Source organism: Streptomyces sp. AK08-02 (assembly GCF_033795085.1).
GTDB classification, from domain to species: Bacteria; Actinomycetota; Actinomycetes; order Streptomycetales; family Streptomycetaceae; genus Streptomyces; species Streptomyces echiniscabiei.
Window position 1 is genome coordinate 359,958 of sequence record NZ_JARAZV010000006.1, and the last position, 26,377, is coordinate 386,334.

At 69.7% G+C, this 26,377-nt stretch carries 20 protein-coding genes and 1 pseudogene; 11 read left to right on the forward strand and 10 right to left on the reverse strand.

What is annotated here, in order from left to right:
* Positions 1-13: 13 nt before the first annotated feature.
* A complete protein-coding gene (locus tag PV734_RS15085; RefSeq protein WP_319289819.1) occupies positions 14-961 on the forward strand; it encodes a transglutaminase-like domain-containing protein in 948 nt (315 codons plus the stop codon).
* A 3-nt stretch (positions 962-964) separates the two neighbouring features.
* On the opposite strand, the gene PV734_RS15090 is transcribed toward PV734_RS15085, so the two are convergent.
* Positions 965-2,242 carry a PucR family transcriptional regulator gene (locus PV734_RS15090; protein WP_319090571.1) on the reverse strand — a complete coding sequence of 426 codons (1,278 nt, stop codon included), beginning with the start codon at positions 2,240-2,242 and terminating at the stop codon, positions 965-967.
* Positions 2,243-2,342: 100 nt separating this feature from the next.
* Between PV734_RS15090 and PV734_RS15095 the strand changes: the two genes are divergently transcribed.
* From PV734_RS15095 to PV734_RS15110, 4 genes are all read left to right on the forward strand, one after another.
* On the forward strand, positions 2,343-2,807 hold the full coding sequence (locus tag PV734_RS15095; protein WP_319289821.1) for a nucleoside deaminase: 465 nt from the start codon (positions 2,343-2,345) through the stop codon (positions 2,805-2,807).
* Entirely contained in the window at positions 2,800-3,765 is a 966-nt protein-coding gene (locus tag PV734_RS15100) for an isopenicillin N synthase family dioxygenase (protein ID WP_319289823.1), read from the forward strand. The genes PV734_RS15095 and PV734_RS15100 overlap by 8 nt, the downstream gene beginning before the upstream one ends.
* 164 nt (positions 3,766-3,929) lie before the next feature.
* A complete protein-coding gene (locus PV734_RS15105; RefSeq protein ID WP_319289824.1) occupies positions 3,930-6,059 on the forward strand; it encodes a hypothetical protein in 2,130 nt (709 codons plus the stop codon).
* Positions 6,059-7,645: an ABC transporter substrate-binding protein gene (locus tag PV734_RS15110; protein ID WP_319289826.1), complete on the forward strand. Its 1,587-nt coding sequence runs from the start codon at positions 6,059-6,061 to the stop codon at positions 7,643-7,645. Before PV734_RS15105 ends, PV734_RS15110 begins: the two co-directional genes overlap by 1 nt.
* Before the next feature lie 19 nt (positions 7,646-7,664).
* Here PV734_RS15110 and ccsB read toward each other — a convergent pair whose 3' ends face one another.
* The 7 genes from ccsB to hemL all read right to left on the reverse strand — a co-directional run bounded on the left by ccsB (position 7,665) and on the right by hemL (position 15,555).
* A complete protein-coding gene (ccsB, locus tag PV734_RS15115; RefSeq protein ID WP_319090576.1) occupies positions 7,665-8,783 on the reverse strand; it encodes a c-type cytochrome biogenesis protein CcsB in 1,119 nt (372 codons plus the stop codon).
* On the reverse strand, positions 8,784-10,538 hold the full coding sequence (locus PV734_RS15120; RefSeq protein ID WP_319289828.1) for a cytochrome c biogenesis protein ResB: 1,755 nt from the start codon (positions 10,536-10,538) through the stop codon (positions 8,784-8,786).
* A gap of 3 nt (positions 10,539-10,541) precedes the next feature.
* The gene (locus tag PV734_RS15125; RefSeq protein ID WP_319090710.1) at positions 10,542-11,264 is read right to left on the reverse strand and encodes a cytochrome c biogenesis CcdA family protein; all 723 of its coding nucleotides are present in this window, start codon (positions 11,262-11,264) and stop codon (positions 10,542-10,544) included.
* A gap of 45 nt (positions 11,265-11,309) precedes the next feature.
* Positions 11,310-11,930: a TlpA disulfide reductase family protein gene (locus PV734_RS15130; protein WP_319289830.1), complete on the reverse strand. Its 621-nt coding sequence runs from the start codon at positions 11,928-11,930 to the stop codon at positions 11,310-11,312.
* A 110-nt stretch (positions 11,931-12,040) separates the two neighbouring features.
* Positions 12,041-13,327 (reverse strand): hypothetical protein, encoded by a 1,287-nt coding sequence (locus tag PV734_RS15135; protein WP_319090579.1) that lies wholly within the window; start codon positions 13,325-13,327, stop codon positions 12,041-12,043.
* Between the two features lie 138 nt (positions 13,328-13,465).
* The gene (locus PV734_RS15140) at positions 13,466-14,194 is read right to left on the reverse strand and encodes a histidine phosphatase family protein (protein ID WP_319090580.1); all 729 of its coding nucleotides are present in this window, start codon (positions 14,192-14,194) and stop codon (positions 13,466-13,468) included.
* Positions 14,191-15,555, reverse strand: coding sequence for a glutamate-1-semialdehyde 2,1-aminomutase (gene hemL, locus PV734_RS15145; RefSeq protein WP_319090581.1), 1,365 nt, complete (start codon positions 15,553-15,555; stop codon positions 14,191-14,193). The genes PV734_RS15140 and hemL overlap by 4 nt, the downstream gene beginning before the upstream one ends.
* Positions 15,556-16,124: 569 nt before the next feature.
* On the opposite strand from hemL, the gene PV734_RS15150 reads away from it, so the two are divergent.
* The gene (locus PV734_RS15150; RefSeq protein ID WP_019061278.1) at positions 16,125-16,562 is read left to right on the forward strand and encodes a hypothetical protein; all 438 of its coding nucleotides are present in this window, start codon (positions 16,125-16,127) and stop codon (positions 16,560-16,562) included.
* Between the two features lie 331 nt (positions 16,563-16,893).
* Positions 16,894-17,502: pseudogene (locus PV734_RS15155) on the forward strand (phosphotransferase family protein); the annotation flags it as partial.
* 113 nt (positions 17,503-17,615) lie between these two features.
* Here PV734_RS15155 and PV734_RS15160 read toward each other — a convergent pair.
* Together PV734_RS15160 and PV734_RS15165 are read right to left on the reverse strand one after the other, a co-directional pair.
* Entirely contained in the window at positions 17,616-18,377 is a 762-nt protein-coding gene (locus PV734_RS15160) for a GNAT family N-acetyltransferase (protein WP_319090583.1), read from the reverse strand.
* A 185-nt stretch (positions 18,378-18,562) separates the two neighbouring features.
* Positions 18,563-21,121 (reverse strand): GH32 C-terminal domain-containing protein, encoded by a 2,559-nt coding sequence (locus PV734_RS15165; protein WP_319289832.1) that lies wholly within the window; start codon positions 21,119-21,121, stop codon positions 18,563-18,565.
* A 540-nt stretch (positions 21,122-21,661) separates the two neighbouring features.
* Here PV734_RS15165 and PV734_RS15170 point away from each other — a divergent pair.
* The 4 genes from PV734_RS15170 to PV734_RS15185 all read left to right on the forward strand — a co-directional run bounded on the left by PV734_RS15170 (position 21,662) and on the right by PV734_RS15185 (position 26,280).
* Positions 21,662-22,669 carry a LacI family DNA-binding transcriptional regulator gene (locus PV734_RS15170; protein ID WP_319090585.1) on the forward strand — a complete coding sequence of 336 codons (1,008 nt, stop codon included), beginning with the start codon at positions 21,662-21,664 and terminating at the stop codon, positions 22,667-22,669.
* A gap of 397 nt (positions 22,670-23,066) precedes the next feature.
* The gene (locus PV734_RS15175) at positions 23,067-24,365 is read left to right on the forward strand and encodes an extracellular solute-binding protein (RefSeq protein ID WP_319090586.1); all 1,299 of its coding nucleotides are present in this window, start codon (positions 23,067-23,069) and stop codon (positions 24,363-24,365) included.
* Positions 24,366-24,399: 34 nt separating this feature from the next.
* Positions 24,400-25,386 (forward strand): carbohydrate ABC transporter permease, encoded by a 987-nt coding sequence (locus tag PV734_RS15180; protein WP_415924208.1) that lies wholly within the window; start codon positions 24,400-24,402, stop codon positions 25,384-25,386.
* A 6-nt stretch (positions 25,387-25,392) separates the two neighbouring features.
* Complete coding sequence (locus tag PV734_RS15185) at positions 25,393-26,280, forward strand: carbohydrate ABC transporter permease (RefSeq protein WP_319090588.1); 888 nt, start codon at positions 25,393-25,395, stop codon at positions 26,278-26,280.
* Positions 26,281-26,377: the final 97 nt, after the last annotated feature.

The following is a 26,377-nucleotide window of genomic DNA, read 5'->3' on the forward strand; positions in this document are numbered from 1 at the left end:
AGGGAGCCCCGCCGTGCCGTCCGCCCACCCCAGCCTCACCCCCGAAGCCGCCGCCTTCTACCGCGCCCAGAGCACGTTCTCCGACCCCGGCGACCTTGCCCGTCTGTACGCCGGCCTCCCCGCCGACCCCGCCCGACTCGCCCGTACAGCACGTGACCTGATGATCCACCGGGTCGAGGGAGACCTGTTCCGGCACACCCATCCCGCCGACCGGCTCCACCACGACGCCGACACCCGGTACGTCGACGACATCCTCCGGATCGTCATCGCGCGCGACGGCTCACCGCTGACCCGGCGGCGCGCGGCCGGGGACCGGTTCGTCGGCGTGTGCCGGGACTTCGCGCTGCTGCACTGCTCGTTGCTGCGGCACAGCGGCGTTCCCGCCCGGGTGCGGTCCGGGTTCGCCGACTACTTCGAGGCGGACAGCTTCCACTACGACCACGTCGTCACCGAGTACTGGGACGAGACGCGCGGCTGGCTCCTCGCCGACGCGCAGCTCGCCGATCCCGAGGTCACCGCCGCCTGGTACGTCGACTTCGACCCGATGGACGTACCGCGTGACCGCTTCCTGGTCGCGGGCCGGGCCTGGCGGGACATCCGGGCCGGGGACGCCGACCCCGACACGTTCGGGCTGTACCCGCCGGAGGACGGGCCGCTGAACGGCGAGTGGTTCGTGGCCGGCAACGTGCGGCTCGACCTCGCCGCGCTGAACAAGGTCGAGACCCTGCTGTGGGACATCTGGGGGACGGAGGGCGAGGACGACGGCCGGAGCATGACCGAGCCCGTCCGAGAGCTGTACGACCGGGTGGCGGCTCTCGTCGCCCCGGACTCCCCCGGTGACGTCTCCTTCGACGCTGTCCGGCGGATCTTCGCCGAGGAGGACGGGGTGCGGACGCCGGAGACGGTGCTGCGGCTGTCCGAGTACAACCCGCCGCGTCACGTCACCCTCCGGCCCTTCTGACGCCTACGCGACCGTCCGCAGCGCCGCCATTCCCACCCTCGCGCCCGCCGTCCCCCGCACCACCCGCCACGCGCAGGTCGCCGTGAGCAGTTCGCCCAGCAGGTCCGGGTCGTCGATCTCCAGGCCCAGGAGGGACTCGATGCGTTCGAGGCGCTGGTAGAGGGACTGGCGGCCGATGTGCAGGAGGCTCGCTGTGCGCGTGGGTGAGCAGCCGTTGCGCAGGTGGACCTCCAGGGTGCGGACCAGGTCACTGGGGTGGGCCGCCTCCCAGGCCAGGAGGGGGCCCAGGGCGTGCTGGACCAGGCGGGTCAGGCGGTCGTGGTTGGCGTCGACGCCGCCTCGGGTCAGTTCCCGTTCGAGGGCGAGGGCCCGGGAGGACGTGACCAGGGGGCCCTGCGGGGCGTCGGGCTCCGCCGGCGGCACTGTCAGTGCCAGTTCCAGGGTCGTACGGGCCGCGCGCAGCGTCTCGCTCCAGCGCAGCCAGCCGCTGCCGACGTCGACGGCGTGGCCCACGGCCACGGTGAGGCCCGGGGCGGCGGCTGCCGCGCGGAAGGCGTCCTGCACCGCCCGTACCGGGTCCCGCAGCGGCTTCGCCCCCGGCCCCGGCAGGACCGCGACCAGGGCGAGTACGTCCCCCGGGAAGGCGGCCCGCAGCACCGCCCCGCCGAGGGTGCGTGCCGCCCGGTCCACCGCGCCGACGTCGCGCGTGCCGTGCACGGAGACGCCGATCAGCCGGGCGCCGGGGCCGGGGTGGAAGCCGGACAGGGCGGCGCGGGCCTCGACCTCGGGCTGGTTGAGGGCCTGGCCGTCGGCGAGGTCGGCGAGCAGGGCGGCGGTGTGGTCGTCACCCCAGGGGCGGACCACCGTACGGCCGGACAGGCTCCGGGCGACGATCGCACGGTTGGCGGCCTCCGTGATGCGTACGAAGGGGACGACCCGGCGCAGGGCGAGCAGGGGCAGGCCCAGGCGGCGGGCCTCGTCCGTCACCTCGGGCGGCATCGCGGGGAGCGAGCGGCCGATCTCCACGGCCAGGCCCGCCGCGCCCCGGGCGGTCAGTTCGCGGACGTACCGGCGCCGTACCTCCTCGTCGGCGTCGACGAGACCGAAGCCGTTGGTCAGCAGCAGCTCGCCGCCGTCGAGGAAGTTCGCGCCCTCGTAGACCTCGCTGGAGTGCACCCAGCGCACCGGGCGGTCCAGCGCGGCCTCGCCGGTGAGGAGTTCGGGCTCGGCGGCTCGGACCGGGTCAAGGGCCATGACTTCACGGAGGGTGAGTGCGGACACGGGTGCCTCCCAGGGCGCTGACACTTCGTCCTGCTGCGGGATGCCCGGAGAGTACTTTCCGCACGTTGCCCCGGTGTTTCCGTCGAAGGAGAGTGAACCCATGGATCAGGCAGACCAGACACTCGCGCAGGCAGGCTCGTGGCTCGCCGTCGCCGTCGAGGAGGCCCGCGCCGGGCTCGCCGAGGGCGGTATCCCGATCGGTGCCGCGCTCTACGGGGCCGACGGCACGCTGCTCGGGCGGGGGCACAACCGGCGCGTCCAGGACGGTGACCCCTCGGCGCACGGCGAGACGGCCGCGTTCCGGGACGCGGGACGGCAGCGCTCGTACCGTGGGACGACCATGGTCACCACGCTCTCGCCCTGCTGGTACTGCTCCGGTCTGGTGCGGCAGTTCGGTATCTCCCGGGTGATCGTGGGAGAGGCCGTCACCTTTCACGGCGGCCACGACTGGCTCGCCGAGCACGGCGTCGAGATCGTGCTGCTCGACGATCCCGAGTGCGTCGGTCTGATGCGCGACTTCATCAACAACAATCCCGAACTGTGGAACGAGGACATCGGTGAGTGAACCCCGAATTCCGACGGTCGACCTGCGGCCCTGGCTGTCCGGCGACCCGGAGACACGCGAGGAGATCGCCCGTACCGTCGACGAGGCCCTGCAGACCGCCGGTTTCCTGCTGGTCACCGGGCACGGCGTCGACCCCGCCCTGCGCGCCGGTATCCGGGAGGCCGCCCGCGCCTTCTTCGCGCTGCCCGCCAAGGTGAAGGAGCGGTACGCGGCGAAGGTCGGTGGGAGAGGGTGGCTGGGGCCGGGGGCCGAGGCCAACGGGTACTCGGAGGGAACCGAGACCCCGCCCGACCTGAAGGAGTCGCTGACCTTCGCGACGCACGAGCCGTTCGACGACCCGGCCGTCAACGCCGAGTGGTACGCGCCCAACGTCTGGCCCGCCGAGGCGCCCGAGCTGCGGAGGCTGTGCGAGGAGTATCTGAGCCGGATGGGCGAGCTGGAGAAGGAGCTGCTGACCCTCCTCGGGTCCGCTCTCGGGCTCGAACCCGACTTCTTCTCCCGGCACATGGACCATCCGACGTACGGCTTCAACATCAACTGGTATCCGGGGGTCGAGGTCGTCGGCGAGCCGGAGCCCGGGCAGTTCCGGATCGGGCCGCACACCGACTTCGGGACCGTCACCATCCTCGACCGGCAGGCCGGGAAGGGCGGGCTGCAGGTCTACACGGACGAGGGCGGCTGGGAGGACGCGCCCTTCGATCCCGAGGCGTTCACCATCAACATCGGTGACCTGATGGCCCGTTGGACCGGCGACCGCTGGCGTTCGGGCCGGCACCGGGTGCTGCCGCCGCCGGCCGACTCGCCCGCCGAGGAGCTGATGTCCCTCGTCTACTTCGGCGAGTGCACCCCGGGCACGATCGTCGAGTCGGTCCCCGCACCGGTGGGACGGGTCGCGTACGAGGCCTTCGACTCGCACGTCTATCTGCGGGGGCAGCTGGACTCGATCACGGTCGACTGAGCCGACCTCACGGCAGATCAAAGTCGGGCATCGGGGCGATAATTTCGTAACACAACGGACATCACGCGCTCTGGTCCGATCCAACTTCCTCTTCCTACACTGGTGTTGCAGTACCGCACAGCAGACTGGTCAGTCCACTGAACCGCGCCAGGGGGAGGGATGCGGTGCTCAGACGGCTGCACGGACGCGGGGCGCTCTTCGACACGGAACCGCCGGGGCTCGCGCCCCGGCTCGTCGGACTGCGACCGCACCATCACATCGCCGCGCCCCTGGAACACCCGCGTGAGCTGCCGTTCGTGGTGCTCACCGCGGGGCGCGGGCTCGGCAAGAGCGCGGTCCTCGGTGAGTTGCGCGCCGCCTACCAGCGGCACACCCCGGTCGCGCTGATCGACTGCGAGGACCCGCAGTTCACCCCGTCGCCCGAGCGGCACCCCGCGCAGGCCTGGTCGCCGCTCGCGCAGGCGCTCCTGGTGATCGCCGAACAGCTCGCCGAACCGGTCACCGGCGCCCGGCGGATCGCCTTCCCCCGGCTGATGTCGGGCCTGATCGCGGTGGCCGCCGGCGGCTGGGGCGACGCCGACACCGAGCGCATCCGGTGGGAGGTCCAGCGGATGCTGCTGCTCAACGAGAGCGCCTCGTGGTTCACCGGGTTCGCCGCGCGCTGGGCGGGCCGGGTGGCCTCGAAGGCGGTCGCGGCCGCGATCAGCGACGACCCGCTGGTCTCGGCGGTCATCGAGGCGACGCTGGAGGCGATGACGGAACGTTCCGCGGGCACGCGCCAGCGCAGGGCGTCCACCTGGTACCGGACGTACCCGAACGCCGGTGACCGGGCCGAGCTCGGCCTGCGCCTGCTCTCCGACCACTTCAGAGCCGGCGGCACCTCCCGCGAGCACGCCGAGCGTTATCTCGTCCGGGCCCTGCTGGCCGACCTCACCGACGCCTACGCCGGGATGCGGGCGCATCTGCAGCGGCTGGGCCGCCCGCTCGTCCTGGTCGACAACGCGCAGGGTTCACCGGGGCGCGAACTGACCGAGCAGGTGCTGCGCGACCGCGCCGAGGGCATCCTCGACCAGGTCGCCTTCGTCGTCGCCGTGCGCGGCGGCAACGGCCAGCCCTCGCTGCGCAACGCGGTACGCCGGAACCTGCGCGAGACGGCCCAGCGCACCCCCTGGACACCGGGCGACACGGTCGCCTCCCGGGCCCTGCTGGTGTCGCTGCCGCCCCTGTCCTCCGACGACACACTGCACATCGTCGACGCGGTCTGTACGGGTACGGCGGTCCCCGTCCCGGCCGAACTCCCGCCCGCCACACACCGGTTGACGTGCGGGAACCCGCTGGGCATCGCGCTGGTCGCCGAGTCGGCCCGGCAGAACCTGACCCGGCTGCCGTCCACCGCGCCCTTCGGCGCCCTGCTCACCGCCGAACTCGCCCTGCACGAGGACCGTGAGAGTCGGCCCGCCTATCGCGAACTCCTCGACCGGCTCGTCCCCGCCGACCGGCTCGACGAGCTGACCGTGCTGGCCGCCGCCCACGACCACGACTCGGCGTGCGCGCTCGCCGCCGCCCAACTCCCGGACGACTTCGGCCCGTCGAGCGTCCGCGCGCTGGAGACCCGGCTGCTGACGGAGGGACTGCCCGCCGTGCCGGGGCAGTTCGTCGGCGACGCCTTCGTCCGCACCCTGCTTCTGCTGCGCCTGCACCACCGGCACGCCGACCACGGCAAGTGGCGGGACGTCCACGAAACCCTCATCCAGCACTACGGCGGACCCGAACCGTCGGCCGCCCGCTACCGCCTCCACCACGAACTCGCCCTCGGTGACACCGGACCGGCCGTCGCCCATCTGCGCGACACCTTCCACACCCTCGACACCCGCACCTGGCTCGACACGCTCCTGTTCATCGCCTCGGCGCCCTACTTCCACGCCCACGACGCCGAGGGCCACGACTTCGTCGGCGGGGACCACCAGCGCGCCCGGATCGCCTTCGGCCACACCGACGCCGAGCAACGGCCGCCGGACGCCGTGGACGCCGTACTGCATCTGCGGGTACGCCGACTCCTGCACGCCGTCTGGCAGTTGACCGATCCGCTGGTGCTGCCCGACCGGAAGCTGTGCGACCGGCTGCGCTACGAGCTGGTGCAGCTGTCCGACGACCCGCGCGCCAGCAACGCGCTGCTGTGGCAGGCCTCGCAGGAGTGGCCCGAGGCGGCGCTGACCGGCCACCCGCTGCGCCCGCCGGGCGACGACGCCGACGACGCGGCCGACGGCCGCAACCGGAACGACGGAGGCGCGTGATGGCTCGTACGGGGTTCAGAGGCGCCGGGGCGTGGCTGCGCGAGGGGGTGTGGGCGATCCCGCTGCGCCGCTATCTGGCGCTGCTGGTCGTGGCGGCGCTGGTCGCCGGAACCGGGTTCGCGGTCAGGTCGCTCACGCGCGACGACCGGGCCTGCGCGCCCGGGGTCGTACGTCCGGCGGACAGTGACGAGTGCGTGGGCGTCTCGGCGACCGACTTCTCCTTCGGCCGTGCGCAACTCGCCGACACCATCAGGGCGATCGACCGCGAGAACGACTCGCTCAGGAGTGGCTATGTCACCGTCGCCCTGTTCGAGCCGTTCACCGCGACCGACGCGGACAACCTCGGGGATGTGCTGCACGAGCTGCAGGGCGCGTACCTCGCGCAGTGGAAGGTGAACCACGACGCGAACGGCGAGGGTCCGCCGATCCGGCTGGTGCTGGCCAACCCGGGCCGTACGGGCGCCCACTGGGAGCACACGGTCGACCAGCTGGAGCGGATGACGACGACCTCGGACCGGCTGCGCGCGGTCACCGGGATAGGGCTGAGCACCGAGGAGAACACCGCGGCCGTCAGGGAACTGACGAAGCGCGGCATCCCCGTCGTCGGCACGTCCATCACCGCCGACAGCCTCGCCAACGGCCGGGACGGCAGCCCACACGGCCTGAAGCCCTTCCCGGGGCTCGCCCGCACCGCCCCCACCAACACCGACGAGGCCCGCGCGCTCGCCTCCTTCGCCAAGGTGGCGGCCGACCGGGCGGTGCTGGTGTACGACGATCCGGGCGACCCGTACACGCTCACGCTCCAGGCGTCGTTCGAGAAGCTGCTGACCGGCTCCCGTTACCAGCCGTGGCCCTTCACCCCGCTCGCCGACCGCACCAAGGAGGGCACCACCGCCAACGACTTCCGCCAGATCAGGGAGCTGGTGTGCGACACCGCGCCCGGCGTGACCACCATCCTGTTCGCCGGACGTCACACACAGCTGCGCCAGTTCATCAACGCGCTCGGCGAACGAGGCTGCCAGCAGCGGGAGTTCACCATCCTCACCGGGGACGACGCCTCGTACCTCACCGGCGACAGGAAGCTCGACCCCGAAGCCCTCAAACACGGCATCTCGGTGCGCTACAGCGCGCTCGCCCATCCGGACGCCTGGCTCAGGAACCCCCCGAAGACCGGAGGTTCGGCGGCGGACGCCCGTGAGCTGAACGAACTGCTGAGCGCCGCCAGGGCGAACAAGGAGGCCAAGAGCGACAGGCCCTCGCCGATCGGCGCCATCGACCTGGAGGACGGCCAGCTGATCATCGCGTACGACGCTATGCGGCTCACCGTGGAGGGCATCCGCGAGGCCACCCCGCGCGGCCGGTCGGCGCCGACACTCGCCGACGTGGGCGACGAGTGGACGCTCATCAAGGGCTCGTCGGGCCGGGTGAACGGCGCGAGCGGCTGGATCTGCCTGGACAACTACGGCAACCCGTACGACAAGGCCGTACCGATCGTGGAACTGACCCCCGACCGGCACGCCCGCTTCGTCGAGATCGCCTGGCCGACGGGCAGGCCGCCGGAGAAGGACTGCCTGCCCCCGTCGTGACCGCCGTGCGCTACGGGACCTACACGCCCGCGTAGGAGTGCTTGCCGCTGACGAAGATGTTGACGCCGTAGTAGTTGAAGAGGAAGCACGCGAAGGCGATCAGCGCGATGTAGGCGGCCTTGCGGCCCTTCCAGCCGGCCGTGGCGCGGGCGTGCAGGTAGGTGGCGTAGGCGACCCAGGTGATGAACGCCCAGGTCTCCTTGGGGTCCCAGCCCCAGTAGCGGCCCCACGCGTCGCCCGCCCAGATCGCGCCCGCGATGATCGTGAACGTCCACAGCGGGAAGACGGCGGCGTTGACGCGGTACGAGAACTTGTCGAGGGACGCCGAGGCGGGCAGGCGCTCCATGACCGAGGTCGCGAAGGTGCCGGGCTTGCCGCCGGACGCGAGCTTGTTCTCGTACGAGTCCTTGAAGAGGTACAGGATCGTGGCGACCGCGCCCACGTAGAAGACGGCGCCGCAGAGGATCGCCGTGGAGACGTGGATGTACAGCCAGTACGAGTGGAGGGCCGGAACCAGCTGGTCACTGGCCGTGTAGAGGACGGTGACGGCGAGCCCGAGGTCGAGCAGGACGCTCGTGACCAGGGGCAGGCCGAGCCAGCGGATGTCCTTCTTCAGCGCGAGGAAGACGAGGTACACGCCCACGGCGGTGGTGGAGAAGGTGAGGTTGAACTCGTACATGTTGCCCCACGGCGCCCGCTGCACGGACAGCGCGCGGGCCAGCACCCCGGCGAACTCCACGAGGAACGCGACCACGGTGAGGGACACGGCGATACGGCCGTACAGGTCGCCCTGCTCGTCCCCGCCGTGGGCGCCGGGCCCGTCAGGCACGTCCCGGGCGCCGGCGGCGGCCCGCACGACGACCTTCGGCCGCTCCATGACGGCGGTCCCGCCGGCGTTCTTGACGGTCACCTCCGGCGCCTTCGCCCCGGCCGGCTTCGCGGTGAGCGCGGCGGCCGTCCGGCTGACCTTGCTGCGGCTGCCGAAGATCCACTCGGCGATGTAGGTGAAGAAGGCCAGGGTGTAGACGGCCATCGACGAGTAGATCAGCGTGTTGCTGATGTTCGCGAGGTGCTCGTTGGTCGCGGTGGCGAGGGTCGTCACGTGGGCGAGGTCGGGCACGGTGGCGAGAGCGGACATTTACTTCTCAGCCCCTTCAGCAGGTACGGCAGAAGTATCGGGGTCGGGGGTTCGGTGACCGGCATCCGGGTCGGCGGTTTCGGGATCGGCATCAGGCACACCGGGCGACGCCTGGTCGTACAGGGTTCCGGCGAGGTCGCCGAGTTCCTCGGGCACCTTGGCGGACTCGCTGCGGCCGAGGCCGCCCATCTCGACGACGGTGACGCCGTCGGCGCCCCGCACCGCCCGCACCCACACCCGGCGGCGCTGGATGAACAGGGAGCCGGCGAGGCCGAAGATGGCGACGATCGCGCCGCCGAGCGCCCAGCCGGCGGCGGGCTGCCGGGTGACCTGGAAGTTGGCCCACTCCTTGGTGCCCGCGTAGGTGATCGAGCCGGCGCCGCCCGGGAGCCGCATGGTCTCGCCGGGCTTCAGGTTCTCGCGGACCTGCTTGCCCTTGGCGTCCTTGTAGGCCTTCATATGGGTCTTGTCGAGCTGGTACACGCTCTGCGGGATACCCGCGTTGACCCCGAGGTCGCCGTGGTACGGCGCCAGGTTCAGCACCGGGTTCTCCAGTGCGGGGAACTGCGAGGCGATCTCGTTGCCCGGCACGTACGTGGGCAGGAAGAAGGCCTGGATGCCGAGCTGTTCCTCGACGCCCTCGGGGTTGCGGTAGCCGTCCATGATCTTGACCGCACCGGAGGAGGTGACGTTGGAGTCGAGGGGAAGGAGCGCCACGGGCTGGTTGAAGACGACCTCGCCCTTGCCGTCGCGGACGGTGATGACGGGTGCGTAACCGTGGGCGGTGAGGTAGACCTTCGAGTCGCCGATCACCAGCGGTTCGTTGACCTTGATGGTGCGCTTCCTGGGCTTGCCGTACGCGCCGACGCTGTAGTCGATGGCGGCCTGGTAGGTGCGCGGGGTGCCGCGGTTGGGCCCCGACTCCTCGTACGTGCCCTCGAAGTCCTTCAGGTCGAAGCTGAAGGGGTCGAGGTCGTCGGTGTCGAAGAGGGTGCCGGACTTGAAGTCGTCGTACTGGGTGAGGACGTTGGAGAAGCCGTCACCTTCGAGGATCAGCTTGTTGCCCTCGGACTTGTACAGCTGCCCCCAGGCGAAGGAGGTCAGCATCACGATCAGCGCGATGTGGAAGGCGAGGTTGCCGACCTCACGGAGATAACCCTTCTCGGCGGCGACGGCGTCCCCGGCGAGATGGGCCCGGAAGCGGCGCTTTCTGAGGAGTACGAGGGCTGCCTCGCGCACCTGCTCGGGCTCGGCCTCCGTACGCCATGTCGTGTAGGCGGGCAGCCGGGTCAGCCGGCGGGGGGCGCCCGGCGGGCGGCTGCGCAGCTGGCCCACGAACTGCCAGGTGCGGGGCACGATGCAGCCGATGAGGGAGATGAACAGCAGGATGTAGATCGCCGAGAACCACACCGAGCTGTAGACGTGGAACAGGCCGAGCTTCTCGTAGACCGGCCCGAGGAAGCTGTGCCGCCGCGTGAAGTCGGCGACCTTGGTCGCGTCCGTCCCGGACTGCGGGATCAGCGAGCCGGGGATGGCTCCGAGCGACAGCAGGAACAGCAGCAACAGGGCGACCCGCATGGAGGTGAGCTGCCGCCAGAACCAGCGGGCCCAGCCGATGACACCCAGGCCCGGCAGGCCCGGCGCGTCCTCCTGGGGGGCGGTGGACAGTTGGGAGGCGGCGGCGCCGAGGTCCTGGTCGTCACCGCTCTCGGAGGCGGGGGCAGACGTGCTGCCGGTGGTGGTGTTGTTGCTCATCGGTCAGATCCCCACAGTGAAGCCGTTGGACCAGGTCTGCATCTCCTGCACCAGACGGTCCCACGCGCCGGTAAGGAGCAGCACACCGGTAAGGATCATCATCGTGCCGCCGATGCGCATGACCCAGACATAGTGGCGCTTGACCCAGCCGAAGGTGCCGAGTGCCTTGCGGAAGGCGACCGCGGCGAGCACGAAGGGGATGCCCAGGCCCAGGCAGTAGGCGACCGTGAGTGTGGCCCCACGGCCGGCGCTCGCCTGCTGGGAGGAGAGGGCGATCACGGAGGCGAGGGTCGGGCCGATGCAGGGCGTCCAGCCGATGCCGAACAGCGCGCCGAGCAGGGGGGCGCCGACCAGTCCGGTGGCGGGCTTCTTGTGGAAGCGGAACTCGCGCTGGGTGAGCCAGGGCATCATGCCCATGTAGAAGACGCCCATGAGGATCATGAGGACGCCGAGCACCTTGGACAGCGTGCTCTGGTGCTCCTGCAGGGTCTGCCCGAAGTATCCGAACAGGGCCCCCGTGGACACGAACACCGCGGTGAACCCGAGCACGAAGAGCGAGGCCCCGGCGACCAGCCGCCCCCTGCGGGCCTCGCCGAGGTCGGTGCCGGTGACGCCGGTGACGTACGACAGATAGCCGGGTACGAGGGGCAGCACGCACGGCGAGAAGAAGGAGACGAGGCCGCCGAGCAGGGCGATCGGCAGGGCCAGTATCAGGGCTCCGCTCATCACGGTCTCGTTGGGATCGGTGACTGCGGCGAGTAGCACGTCAGCTCACTTCTCGGCGAGGACCGGGGCGAGCATCTCGCGCAGCCTGTCCTCGCTGAGGGCCTGCAGGGTGCGTGCCGCGATCTTCCCGGTCCGGTCGATGACGACCGTGGAGGGGATGGCCTGCGGGTTGAGGGTGCCCTTCTTGAAGCGGAGCATCAGCCTGCCCGTGGGGTCGTACAGACTCGGATACGTGACCCCGTACTGCTTTTCGAACGCCTTCGCCGGTGCTGTGTCCGTGTCCCGGGTGTTGATACCGACGAACTGCACACCCTGGTCGGCGGTGTCCTTGGAGACCTTGACGAAGTTGGGGGCTTCGGCGCGACACGGGGGGCACCAGGAGCCCCACAGGTTGATGACGACGACCTTGCCCTTGTAGTCGGCGACATCGAGCTGTTTGCCGTCGACAGTCGGGCCCGAGAGATCGGGGGCGTCCACCCGCTCGCCCGCCTTGACGGTGGCGATGCCGTCCTTGCCCATGATGAAGCCGACGTCACCCGATCCCCCCGAGGTGCCGCCGGACCCGCAAGCAGCCAGGGCGAGGGCCAGGGCGGCGGTCCCGGCGATGCCCGGGACGATGCGGCTTCGGGTGCGATTCAGGCGCTTGAAGGCGGGGGCGGCACTCATGTGAAAAGTTTCGCATGTCCGGTCCGGGATTCTTTTGGGCCCCCCGGTTAGTGCGGATTGCGCAGTTCAGGGCAGACGGAGACGACCGGGACAGCGAACCCGGCGCGGGCTCAGGCCTGCTTGCCCGCTCCGAGGAAACCCTTCCAGCCGCCCGCCGGCGCCTGTCCGACATCGAGGGTCCGCAGCTTCTCCAGCACCTCGGGCTTCTGTACGTCCAGCCAGTCGACGAACTGCCGGAAGGAGACGAGCCGGACGTCCTCGCCCTTCTCCTTCTCCTGGGCGATGTACTTGAGGGCGTTCTCGACGGCGTCCATGTAGATGCCGCCGTTCCAGTGCTCGAAGTGGTTGCCGACGAAGAAGGGGGCGCGGTTCGTCTCGTACGCCCGCCGGAAACCGGAGATGTAGGCCTTGGTGGCCTGGGTTCGCCAGGCCGGGTAGTTGTAGGCCGGGGCGTTGGTCGAGTTGATCGACTGGTTGGCGAGGATGTTGTAGTCCATGGACAGGACCTCGAACGTGTGGCCGGGGAAAGGTATCGCCTGGAGGGGCAGGTCCCAGACGGCGTTCGTCTTCGTGGGCCACACCTGCCGGCCGCCGGGCGACGAGGCGTCGTAGCGCCAGCCGAGGTCGCGGGCGGTGGGGAGCAGGTTGTCCTGGCCGAGGAGACAGGGCGTACGGCCGCCGACGAGCTCCTTGTCGTAGTCGAAGGGGAGCGCGGGGAGGTCGGTCCACCCGGTGTTGGTGCGCCACTCCTTCACGAAGCCCTTGGCCTGGTCTATCTCGCTGCGCCACTGCTGGGGCGTCCAGTTGGCGACCGTGCCGTGGCCGGAGCAGAAGTGGCCGTTGAAGTGGGTGCCTATCTCGTGCCCGTCGAGCCAGGCCTGCCGGACGTTGGTGAGGGTCGCCTTGACGTGCTCGTCGGTGAGGTAGCCGATGTCGGACGCGCCGGGGGCGTTGTTCGGCGGGAGGTACTTGCGCTTCTGCGACTCGGGGAGGAGGTAGAGCCCGGAGAGGAAGAAGGTCATGTGGGCGCCGTGCGTCTTCGCCAGCTCCAGGAAGCGGGGGAAGAGGCCGTTGCCGACCTCTCCCGCCCCGTCCCAGGAGAAGATCACGAACTGCGGCGGGGTCTGGCCCGGCTCCAGCGGCACGGGCCTGGCGGGCTGGTGGGGCTGCCTGCCGGTGAAGGAGGTTGAGCCGTCGCCTATGGGCCTGGCGGTGGCGGTGGGCGACGGCTTGGCGGAAGGTCGGCTCCTCCCGCCGGAACCTCCGGAACCCTTCGACCCGTCTTGCAGAACGGTTCCGCATCCGGCGGTACCGAGAACGGCGGCGGCTCCGAGGCCGAGACCGAGCGCCCCTCGTCGACTGAAGCCGCCGACGCCGTCACCGTTCTTGTCGTGCATGGGGTCCCCATTCGTCGTACTCGCTGATGGTCACCCAGTCAGAGGGCAAGACGAACAGGGAGGTTCCCCGCATTGTCACGCACTTCGACACAATTGCAACAACTGTGTCACTAATCACTCAACGGCATCCCGGAGTGGCTACGCCCCGAATGCCTTGTCCTTCCCCTTCACCGGCTTGGCGCCCGCGAGCAGATGGGCCGGGACGAGGTCACGGGCCGGCTCGGCGTAACCGACGGACACGATCCGGTCGCCACGGTAGGTGAAGGTGGTGAGGGAGGCGAGCGTGCACTGCCGCTTGCGCGGGTCGTGCCAGAGCCGCCGCCGCTCCGCATAGCTGCGCACGATCCAGATCGGCAGCTGATGACTGACGAGCACGGCCTCGTGCCCACGGGCGGCGTCCTTGGCGGCGTCCAGCGCCCCCATCATCCGTACGACCTGGTCGACGTACGGCTCGCCCCAGGACGGCTTGAACGGGTTGACCAGGTGCTTCCAGTTCTCGGGCCGCTTGAGCGCCCCGTCCCCGACACCGAAGGTCTTCCCCTGGAAGACGTTCTCCGCCTCGATGAGCCGCGCGTCGGTGGCGATGTCGAGCCCGTGCGCCTTGGCGATGGGCGTCGCGGTCTCCTGCGCCCGCTCCAGCGGTGAGGCACCGACGTACGTCACATCGCGCGAGGTGAGGTGCTCGGCGACCCGGTCGGCCATCCGCCGGCCCAGCTCGGAGAGGTGGTAGCCGTCCAGCCGCCCGTACAACACCCCGTCGGGGTTGGCGACTTCACCGTGCCGCATGAGATGTACGACGGTGATGTCGGTACCGGACTCGGAATCGGAATCGTTCGTCCCACTGTTGCTGCTGTTGATGTCGCTCATGCCGCTGTGGCCTCCGCCGCCGCACGGGCCGCCGCCGGAAGGGCGTCGGCGATTTTCTGGATGGCCCGCTCGTCGTGCGCCGTGGAGACGAACCAGGACTCGAAGGACGACGGCGGGAGATAGACGCCGTTCGCCAGCAGGGAATGGAAGAACGCGGTGAAACGGAACGACTCCTGCGCCTTGGCGCCCTCGTAGTCGCGCACCGGCCGGTCGGTGAAGAAGACGGAGAACATGTTGGAGGCGTTCTGCACGGTGTGCGCGACACCCTCCTTGCTCAGTGCCTCGCCGACCAGCCCCCGGAGCTGCGCGGAGACGGCGTCGACGGTGACGTACGCGGCCTCGTCGAGCAGCCGCAGCTGGGCGAGCCCGGCGGCGGTCGCGATCGGGTTACCGGAGAGGGTGCCGGCCTGGTAGACGGGCCCGGCGGGAGCGAGGTGGGCCATGACGTCGGCGCGCCCCCCGAACGCGGCGGCGGGGAACCCCCCGCCCATGACCTTCCCGAAGGTCATCAGGTCGGGCCGGACACCGTCGATCCCGAACCAGCCGCTCCGACTGGTCCGGAACCCGGTCATGACCTCGTCGGACACATAGAGCGCGCCGTTCGCGGCGCAGGCGTCCTTGAGCCCCTGGTTGAACCCCGGCAGCGGCGGTACGACGCCCATGTTGCCCGGCGAGGCCTCGGTGATCAGGCAGGCGATCTCACCGGGGTGCGCGGCGAAGGCCGCGTGCACGGCGTCGAGGTCGTTGTACGGGAGCACGATGGTGTCGCCGGCCTGGGCACCGGTGACGCCGGGGGTGTCGGGCAGCGCGAAGGTCGCCACCCCGCTCCCTGCGGCGGCGAGCAGCGAATCGACGTGACCGTGGTAGCACCCGGCGAACTTGATCACCTTGGAGCGCCGGGTGAACCCCCGGGCGAGGCGGATCGCCGACATGGTGGCCTCGGTCCCGCTGGACACGAGCCGCACCTGCTCAAGGGGGTCGATACGGGCGACCATCTCCTCGGCGAGAGCGACCTCGCCCTCCCCCGGCGTACCGAAGGACGTACCGCGCGACACGGCGTCCTGGACGGCGGCGACGACCTCCGGGCGGGAGTGCCCGAGGATCATCGGACCCCAGGAGCAGACCAGGTCGACGTACTCGCGCCCGTCGGCGTCGGTGAGATACGGGCCACGCCCCGACACCATGAACCGGGGCGTACCGCCCACGGCACGGAAGGCACGCACCGGCGAGTTGACCCCGCCGGGTGTGACTCCCGTCGCACGGTCGAAGAGGCCCTGGGAGACGGGCGCTTCATAGGGATAGGGCAACCCGCTCGCCGTTCCGCCTGCCCCGCTGGTTGACCCGCTTGACGTTTCGCTCATGACCTGCGACTTCTCCGACTTCTCGGACTCCTGTTGCCAGTGACCCCCTCAGGGTAGGCGGCCGGACAGCGGGGCGTCGGCCCCACCCGTCTGCGAAACTGGGACCGGACACACACGAGGTACACAGAGACACGCAGCTCATCGAGCCGTACATACGGACGATGGGCGGACGATGGTGTTCAGAGGCTGCGAAGATCCTGCGGACAGGTGTTTCAACGCACGTTTCGGCGGGCGGCCGTGGGGGAGGTCACTGACACGATGATCGGGTTGCGCGACAGGGCTCGCGCGTCCTAGAACAGCAGTCGGGTGGAGATATGCATCGCGGTGGCGGACTGGGCGAGGGGACTGACGACCTGGGTCCTCGACGTGCCCGGCGGGGAAGGCACCGACGCGACGTGGAGGAAGCGGCAGCGGCAGAAGCGGCACGACAGGCGCAGGCCCCGGGCATGGGCCCTGCGCAGGCGATCGGTCCTGGGCAGAGCCCTGGGTCGACGGTTTCGAACGGAGTGCCCGAGAGCATCGACCGGAGGGTCGAGCGACTCCGGGCAGCGAGCGGGAATGGTGGTCGGGTGGGGGTGACGTACAAATACTTCGGCGCGCCGGACGGCGCCACGGCAGCCCGCGTCCCGATCTCGATGCGCCCCGAGGAACTCGGCGGCGACGAACTCGGCATGAACGGCATGTTCACCAAGATCAAGCCCGAGACGATGGCCGCGATGGTCCTCACGGGCATCGAGGGCGTCCCCCTCAACAAGGTGCCCCCACTGGAACTCGTCGTCCTGCACCCGGACTACGCGGTCGTGAAACTCCCGATGACGGTGGTCGACCCCCTACGGGGCATAGGCGAGGAGGCAGTGGGCGCGGCGGCGTTCATCTGGTCGACGGTGCCGGACCGGGGCGGACCCCGGGACGCGTTCAATGTCTACCAACTGCTCCACGAGTGGCAGGACTTCAGCCACCGCCTGCATGAGGCGGGGCATCAGCCTTATTGCTTGGTGTGGCCCTGACCTGGGGTTTCACTGGTGGCGGGCGAGGTCTTCGGACCTCGCCTTCTTCATGTCCCCGGAGGGGCCGTCAGGCGGCCAGGGCACATTGAGGGCAGATGGGTTTCGGCGGGAGCACTGATGTGCCCTGGACTGCGAGCGGGTCGCCGTCGTCTTCCGCCTCGGCGCCGAGATCGAGGAGACCTCCCCACCGAGTGACAAAAGTGGTGGTCTCAACCTGGTCAGAGGTCGGTGTCGTGCACGAGGCCGCCTGGTAGCGGGACGCGGTCAGCCGCGTCATCGCGCGCGACAAACCCGGCGACGTCGGCGATCACCCCCGGGATACTGGTCGCCCATGGATGAGGTCAAAGTCGTCGTCGCCCATTCCGAGCGCGCGACCCTGCGCGTCGGTGACGTGTTCCTGAAGGTGGACGCCGATCAGGCGCGCATCGACGTCGAGGTCGAGGCGATGTCCCTCGCTCCGGTCCCGACCCCAGAGGTCCTGTGGCGCAGGCCGCCCGTGCTCGCGCTCGCCGCACTCCCGGGGACGACGCTCGGGCGTCTCGGCGGACCGTCGACCGGGTCGCCGGCGGCGTGGGCCGCGGCGGGCACCGCCATCCGGAAGCTGCACGACGCGCCACTGCCGCCCCGGCCCGGCGGGGCCGGCCGGAGCATCGTCGCGCTGACGGCGCAGCTCGACGACGAGTGCGAGCTGCTCGTGACGAACGGTGTCCTGCCCGCCGACCTGGTCACCCGCAACCGCCAGGTCGCCGAGGCCGCGCTCCGGCCGTGGACTGCGGCGTTCACGCACGGCGACCTGCAGATCGCGCACGTCTTCGTCGACGGCGACGAGGTCACGGGCATCATCGACTGGTCCGAGGCGGGCCAGGGTGATGCCCTGTACGACCTCGCCACCTTCACGCTCGGACACGAGGAGCACCTCGACGACGTCATCGCCGGCTATGAGTGGCCGGTTGAGTTTCCCCACTGGCGGCCAGCCGGCGGGGAGTTGTCTGGCCGCCAGTGACCACTCCGTGTGAGGGTGCCGCGTCGGCTTGCCGCGGTGGAGCCCTGGCCTCACCGGGCCGGGATGTGCGCTGCTCCGAACCGACGCTTGGCCATGCCGAGGCGTTCATACGTGGCGACGGCCGGCGCGTTACTGGTGAGCACCATGAGCGCGGCGCGGCCGTAGCGGTTGACGAGGGCGTCCAGGACGAAGCCGGACACGGCCCGGGCAAGACCACGGCTGCGGGCGGAGGGGTGGGTGACCACCCCACCCATGAACCCGCACCCCGCCGCGGACCACGCGTCCGCCGCGACCGCCAGCGGCTCCACCCCGACGCTGCCGTCCACCTCACCGACGACCCCAGCCCAGCGGCACACGCCCGCGCGCCCCGGCTGCGCATAGGAATCGGGGAAAAAGCGATCGAACAGCGACGTCGCCTCCTTCTCCTCGCGGGCGTCCAGCCACCGCACGCCTGCGGTGGCGACACCGGAAGGGGACGTGGTCTCCATCCAGAAGAAGTCGTGGACAGGCACCAGGCCGGGCAGCTGCCGCACCAGCGCATCGATCAAGGCAGCCTCCCCCAAGAGCCGGTAGGACGCGCCGACCTCCTCCAGGACCCGCCGCACCAATACGACCGCGTCGACGCTGTCACCCTCGACTGCAAGCCGGTCCTGTTGCCGGTTCGGGCTGGCCACCGCCAACGCCGCGCCGTGGCGCCAGGCCCGCACCCCCGGCCCCAGGCTCTCACCGCCCTGTCCCTGAGCCGCCCAGATCAACTGCCCGTGGCCGGCCGCGGCCTGCTCGACATCGCTGAGTCGTGCAAGTTCCTCCATACGTCTTGCTTACCAGGCGTTCCTGGAACCCCGCCGCGTATCAACACTCATCGATCACCGACTGTGATCACGTATCTGGCCGTACTTGCGGAATGTGAAGTGGCCGCCGACATTGGCTCCTGCTTCGCCGAATGCCGTGCGCCGGAAGCCGCTACTGGCCGACCGGCGCACGGACCCGCTGCTCGTCACCGCCAGATGGACCTCAGCTGCCACGTCCGCATCTGGTCGAGGGTGGCGGTGCCGCCTTCGGCGAAGACCTCGACGCCGGTGCTGGAGGGGTCGGGGAAGATCTGGTCGGTGATCACGGCTTCGCCGTTGCCGCCGAAGACCTCGACGGACGACCAGTCGACGAGGATACGCAGCTTGACCTTGCCGTTCTTGGGCTTCAGCGGTGCGGTCTGGACGCCGGGGAAGGTGCTGTTGAAGTCCCCGGTGCCGGAGCGGGTGCGGTCGACGTACAGCTCCTGTGTCGTGGTGTCGTAGCCGATGACGGTCTCCTCGCCGTTCGTGCCCGTGCGGACCTTGAGGCCGAAGCGGTCGGCGTCCTTGAGGGAGAAGGTCGCCTCGATGTCGAGTGCCTTGCCCTTGGCCGCGCGGCTGGTCAGCGGCTTGGAGGTGCTCCTGACGGTGACGTCTGACGCTGTCGCCGGGCGCTGCTGGCGGAGGGACTCCAGGCTGCCCACCGGCTTGCTGGTCAGCCGGGTCCGGCCGTTGATCGTGCGCAGGGCCATTTCCCGGGGAACGCTCTGCGCGCTGCGCCAGGGGGAGGTGGGGATGGACTGGCCGTAGTCCCAGTTGTTCATCCAGCCGATCATGTAGCGCTTGCCGCCCGGGGCGTTCTCCCAGGACACCGCCGCGTAGTAGTCCTTGCCGTAGTCGGTCCAGTCGGCGCGCTGTACGACGGACTTGGCGGGTTTGTCAGCGGCGGTGAACCGGTCGGCCATGACGTGGCCCCAGCCGGCGGTGTTCATGTCGAGGATCTGGATCTGCGCCTTCTTGCCGGCGTACGGGCGCATGTCGAAGGAGGCCCAGTCCAGGGTCTCGCTGTCGGTGCCGGTCGCGCTGCGGACGACCTTGCCGTCGACGAGCAGGTTGACGGACGTTTCCTGGGAGACAGGCTGGGCCTTGGTGTCGGAGAGCATGATGTGGTCGACGTTGAGGTGGCCCCAGCCGCCGCTGTTGTTGTCGACGATCTTGATCTGCGCCTTCTTGCCGGCGAGTTCGCCGACGTCCCACGAGGCCCAGTTGAGTGCCTCGCCGTCCTTTCCGGTGGAGCTGCGGACGACCTGGCCGTCCACGAGGAGCTCGACGGCGGTGGGGTTGTCGGAGTCGGCCGGGTGGTTGCCGCCGCCGATGAGGAAGTTGATGTGCTTCTTGTCGATGGTGAACTCGGGCGAGGTGAGGGTGCCGGTACTGGCGTCGCCGTTCAGGAAGGTGTTGGCCAGCCCATTGCCCAGGAAGCCGGAGACCTGCCCCTGGTCGGGGAGGGTGCCGGTGGCCGGTGCCGGGCCGAAGGCGTCCCCGGTCTTCGTCCAGTCGCCGTAGGTGCCGCCTTCGAAGTCGGCGAGGACCGTGCCCTCGGGCGGAGTCCTGTCCATGACGGTTCCGGCCTCGTGCGGATGCCGACCGCCGCCGACCTTGAAGTTCAGGTAGGGGCTGTCCACGGTGAATTCGGGTGAGGTGAGTGTGCCGGTGGCGCCGTCACCGCCGTGGAAGCTGTTGGCGAGGCCCTTGCCGTCGAAGCCGGTGACCGCCCCCTGCCAGTCCACCGCACCGGTCGAAGGTCCCTGACCGAACGCGGTGCCGGTGGTCGTCCAGGAACCGAAGTCGGTGCCCTCGAAGTCCTGCACCACCGTGCCGGTGGGCGGGGTGTAGGTGCCCTTGTCGTCGGCGGTGAACTTCTTGCCGTCGAAGTCGCCGACGAAGTACTGCGAGCCCGAACCACCCGCGATACCACCGGGATTGATGTTGACGACCAGGACCCACTTGATGTTCTTCTTGTCGCCGTCGACCGCGAGGGGGAACAGGTCGGGGCATTCCCACACGCCGCCCGTCGCCCCGGCCGGCCCGAACTCGCTCTGGAGCTTCCAGTCCTTGAGGTTCTTGGACGAGTAGAACCGCACCTTGTGCTCGGCGGACAATGACACCGTCATCAGCCAGCTCTTGGTCGGCGCATACCACTGGACCTTGGGGTCGCGGAAGTTGGTGGAGCCGATGTCGATGACGGGATTGCCCTGGTACTTGGTCCAGGTGCGGCCGCGGTCGGTGCTGTAGGCGAGCGACTGGGCCTGCTTGCCGCCGTTCTTGTAGGCGCTGGTGTAGATCGCCACCATGGGCGGGTTCTTCTTCGTACCGAACCCGGTGGTGTTGTTCCAGTCGACGACCGCACTGCCGGAGAACACCATCTCCTCGTCGTCGTGCGACAGGGCGAGGGGCAACTCCTCCCAGTGCACGAGGTCCTTGCTCACCGCGTGCCCCCAGGACATGTCGCCCCAGGAGTTGCCGCCCGGGTTGTACTGGTAGAAGAGGTGGTACTCGCCCTTGTAGTACACGAGGCCGTTGGGGTCGTTCATCCAGTTCTTCTCCGGAGTGAAGTGGAACTGGGGTCGGTAGGTCTCGGTGTACGGCGGGGTGTCGGCGGCTACCGCCGAAGGAGCCAGCGGGGCTGCGGACAGGGCGCAGACGGTCGCCACCGCCGCCATCATCCGTATGCGGGCATGCCGGGATACGCGTGCAGAACTCATGGTGTCTCCTAGTCCCGCGGCTCGTCGGCGCAGCACTGACTGCGGCCCCGGCGCGGACGGACCGAAAAGTGGCATCCCAGCGGCGTCGACGTCCACGCAGCCGACTGGGTGTCAGCGACGACGAATGTCATCGATGACAGCGAGTGCCCGATTATGAAGGGCAATCCGGCCGGCGCGTCAACGGTGCGGGCGCGATTGCTCCGGGACGGGTCTGAGATCCGTCGGGCGTCGTCGGCGCCGGCAGCCGCGCCGATGAGCTCGGCCATGGCGGGTTGGACTCGGCAACCGTGCAGGTCAGAGCGGTGGCCTGGGCGGCTACCGGCAGGCTTCCGCGGCCTCGCGCGAGACCGAGATCGGCTGCGTTAACGAGTTGTTTCCGGGGTGTTGACCGGTGGGGCCTCTCGGTGCTTCACTTCCGGAACCGGTACCGAAACCGGTTCCGGGACTGCTTCCGGTACCGGTTGCACGGGTCTCTGTACGATCGTCCCTTCGGTGCGGGAGGGAAGTCTTCCGCCTCTGCGGAAAGGGAGGGGAGGTGACATGGGAGTCACTATCGCCGACGTGGCCACGCGGGCCGGCGTCAGCAAGACGACGGTCTCGCGGGTGCTGAACGCCAAGGGCGAGATCAGCGAGGACACCGTCTCGAAGGTCCGCAAGGCGATCTCGGAGCTCGGTTATGTGCCGAGCGCGGGGGCCGTGGGGCTGGCACGCGGCACGACACAGATGATCGGCATGCTGGTCCCTGACCTGGCATGGGTCTGGGCCGGCATCGTGCAGGCGGTCGTCGAGACCCTGGAGACCGAGGGCTTCGGACTGCGCATGCTGACCGTGAACGGCGGTGAGGAGTCACTGCGCAGGCTGGGCCTGCAGGTCGCCGCCAAGTCGTTCGACGGCCTGCTGGTGATAGAGCCCGAGGGGGCCCTGGCGGCCATCACGGAACTGCACGAGGCCGGACTGCCGGTGGTGCTGATAGACGACCGCTTCCAGCGGCCGGGATTCCCCTACGTGGCCACCACCAACCGGGAGGGCGGTGAGCAGGCGGCGCGCCACCTGCTGGACCTCGGTCGCCGTCGCCCTCTGGTGGTGACCGGTCCTGACGAGTACGGCTGCACCCAGGAACGGCTGGGCGGCTTCGTCGACGTCTATGCGCAGGCCGGGATCGAGCTCGACCCGCGCAGCATCATCGGCGGTGACTTCTTGTTCGACACGGCCCGGAGCGCGGTCGCGGGGGCTCTCGCGGACGGCGTGGAGTTCGACGCGGTCTTCGGGCACAACGACCCCTCGGCGGCCGGCGTGCTCGCGGCCCTGCACGAGGCCGGCCTCAAGATTCCGCGGGATGTCGCCGTGGTGGGGTTCGACGACGTCGAGGTGGCTTCGTACACCTATCCGGCCTTGACCACCATCCGCCAGCCGATGCGGGAGATGGGTGAGGCAGCGGCGCGTCTGCTGCTCGACCACGTGCGCAGATCGCCCGAGGCCGCCCCCTCGCGCATCATTCCCACCAGCCTCGTGATCCGTGGCTCGACGTTAGAGCCGAGCTCGAACTGACGCGACGTCATCACGATGCGTACGTGATGGCACCTCGCAGCCGGGCGGTGCGTCGCCGGTGACGCACCGCCCCCCGTCTCCTTGAAACCTCGGCGACCCACTTCGGCCTCGCCCTCCTCGCGACCATGGCGGCTGCACACGCGTTCATGCGGCACCGCCCACCTGCACCCTTCCGCTCGCGCGTTCCCGAATCCGGGACACCGAACGGCGCGCCTGGCCCACCCCGCCCGGGCCCTACCCAATCCGCGTCGGATGCTCCAGCCGCGCCCTGCGGCTGACCGCCGATGCCGCTGTCACCGCAGTCGGTCCCCACCTGTGCGCCGGCCCATCCGGGCGTCAGCCCGCTCTCACCCTTAGCCCCCCGCGCCCGCATCGCCCAACGGCAAGGAGCCGCATCATGCGTATCACCACCCGTCACGCTGTCAGAACCGTCCAGCTCTTGTGCGTCACCGTCACGGCCGCCCTGGTGGCCACCGGTTGCGGCCGGAGCGAGGATTCCGGCCCCGGCAAGGACGCACCCGCCGAGATTGCCGCGGGCAAGGCCAAGGGGACGGTGGTCATGTGGTCCATGGGCGACCCCGACGAGGACCTGAAGGCGCTGGCGAAGAAGTTCGAGCAGGAGAACCCGGACGCGACCGTCAAGATCACAGCGATCCCGTGGAGCGCCGCCCACGACAAACTGACCACCGCGGTCGCCGGTGGCAACACCCCGGACATGTCGGTGGTGGGAACCACCTGGATGGCCGAGATGGCCGCCATGAACGCCTTCCAGGCCACCCCGGCGTCGATCAAGTCGTCGGACTTCTACCCCGGCCAGTGGGACACCACCAAGTACAAGGACACCTCCTACGGCGTCCCGTTCATCGCCGACACCCAGGCGATCTACTACCGGACCGACATCACCTCGAAGGCCGGCATCAAGGGCGCCCTGGCCGGCGACCGGGCCGGATACCTGAAGGACCTGGAGGCCATCCAGGCCACCGCCGGCAAGGAGAACCCCAAGCTGCTCCATGCCAGCGGGCTGGTGATGGGCTTCAACTCCTGGATCTTCTGGGTGCCGATGGTGTGGCAGCAGGGCGGTGACATCTACGACGCCAAGACCGGGAAGTTCACCTTCGACTCGCCCGAGGTCGCCAAGGCGCTGGAGTACTACGCGAGCGTCCCGAGGAAGGGCCTGGCGCCGACCGACAGGTCGGACAACGTCCAGGGCTTCCGGGACGGGCTGATCGCCGTCTACCAGGAGGGTGCGTGGGCCGGCGGCAGCTTCCACAAGGACGCCCCGGAGCTGGACGGCAAGTGGAAGACCATGCCGGTGCCGTACTCCGAGCAGCCCGCCGGGTTCGCCGGCGGTAGCGACCTGGCGGTGTTCAAGGGGGCCAAGAACCCCGACGCGGCATGGAAGTTCGCCCAGTTCCTGACCGAGCCCGCCAATCTCGCGGCCTATTCCAAGGCCACCGGCAGCCTGCCCCCCGCGCCCCAGGCGTGGACGGAGGGCAAGCTGACCGAGGACGAGAACATGAAGGCGTTCGCCGAGCAGCTCAAGGTCAGCAAGGCGCCGCCGGCCATCACGACCTGGCAGCAGATCGCCGACGCCATCGACTCCGAACTGGAGAAGCTGATCCTCGGCAAGGCCACCGTCGCCGAGGTGCAGAAGACGCTGCAGTCCAAGGCCACCAGCATCGGCACCGGCCGATGAGCACCGCCGCGATGAGCACCCCTCGTAGGGAGGGATGACATCCATGTCCACGAATACGCTCCCCGGGCGGGGCGGCACCGGCAAGCAGAACACCGGGCAGCCGGAGCGGGGTGCCGATCGCCGACGCCTCCCGTTCCGGAGCCCGGCGCGCGGCAGGCAGGCCCGGGCCGCCTGGATCCTCGCCGGGCCCTTCCTCGCGCTGTTCGCGGCCTTCATGCTGCTGCCGGTGGTGTGGTCGCTGCTGATGAGTTTGACCGACACTCAGAGCGCCGATCTGCGCACCCCTTTCAACGTGTCGTTCGTCGGCTTCGACAACTACGTGCGGCTCTTCCAGGACGATCAGTTCTTCACGGCCCTGCGCAACACCGCCGTGTTCGTCCTGGTGGCCCTGCCCCTCACCCTGGCCGCCGGGCTCGCCGCGGCGGTCGCCCTCGACCGGGGCATCCGCCGCTTCCGGGCCGTCTTCCGGATCGGCTTCTATCTCCCGGTGATCACCAGCATCGTGGCCGTCGCCGTGGTGTGGAAGACGCTCCTCGAACCCCGCGCGGGACTGGTGAACCTCGTCCTGGGCTGGTTCGGGATCGACGGCCCGGCCTGGCTGGCGGACACCCGCTTCGCACTGCCCGTCATGATCCTGATGGCCGTCTGGCGCAACCTGGGCACCGTCATGATCATCATGCTGGCCGGGCTGCAGTCCGTGCCCCTGTCCCTGATGGAGGCGGCAGAACTCGACGGCGCCGGGCCCTGGCAGCGGTTCTGGCGCGTCACCTTCCCGCTCCTGCGTCCGGCCCTGCTGCTCACCGCCGTCACGACCGGCATCGGCTACCTGCAGTTCTTCGACGAACCGTTCGTCATGACCGACGGCGGACCGCTGGACTCCACCCTCTCGGCCACGTTGTACGCCTACAAACAGTTCGGCAACGGCAACTACGAGATGGCGTCGGCCGCCAGCTACGTCATCTTCGTCCTCATCGTGGCGCTGACCGTGCTGCAGTTCCGCGTGCTGCGAGACAAGGACTGACGCCCCATGAGCACCCTCTCCACACTCCCCACGGCACAGCCGGGCACGGACCGCGTCCTCAGGCGCCGCCGCATCCGCCGGACCTGGGGCCAGCCCTGGCTGTATCTGCCGCTCGCGGGCGCCCTGCTGCTGATGATCGCGCCATTCCTGTGGATGCTGTCCGGGTCGTTCAAACCCGAGGCCGACATCCGCAGCGTCCCGCCCGTCCTGCTCCCCACGGCGCCCACGATCGCCAACTACGGTGAGCTGTTCAGCACGCTCGACTTCACGAGCATGTTCGCCAACTCCGTGATCGTGGCCCTCGCCGTCACCGCCGGGAACCTCATCTTCTGCTCGATGCTCGGATACGCCCTGGCCAAGCTGGAGTTCCGCGGACAGCGCGCCGTCTTCCTGCTGGTCCTGGGGACGCTCATGATCCCCGGCCTGGTCACCTTCGTACCCCTGTACGTGCTGGTGTCCAACATGCAACTGACCGGGTCCATGCTCGGGCTGATCCTGCCGTTCCTGGCCGGCCCCTTCGGGGTGTTCCTGATGCGGCAGTTCATCTCCACCCTGCCCGACGAGCTGATCGACGCCGCCCGCGTCGACGGCTGCCGCGAACTGGCCATCTTCGCGAAGATCATCCTGCCGCTGACCAAGCCGGCCCTCGCCACCCTCGGGATCATCACCTTCCTCGGCTCCTGGAACAACTTCCTGTGGCCGCTGGTCGTGGCCCAGAACGAGAGCCAGTACACCCTCCCCGTCGGCCTCGCCCTGGCCAGCAGCGGGCAGTCCTTCACCCGCTTCGGCATCCTGCTCGCCGGCGCCGTGATCGTCCTGCTGCCGGTGATGATCGTCTTCCTCCTCTTCCAGCGCCAGTTCATCGCCGGCATCGCCACCACCGGCCTGAAGTGACACCCCGGCTCCCACCGCGCCGCCCCCTGCCGCACCGGTCCCGCCCGGGACGGCGGGCAGACAGCGAGCGAGCCCCGCCGCGCAGGGCGGCAGCGTG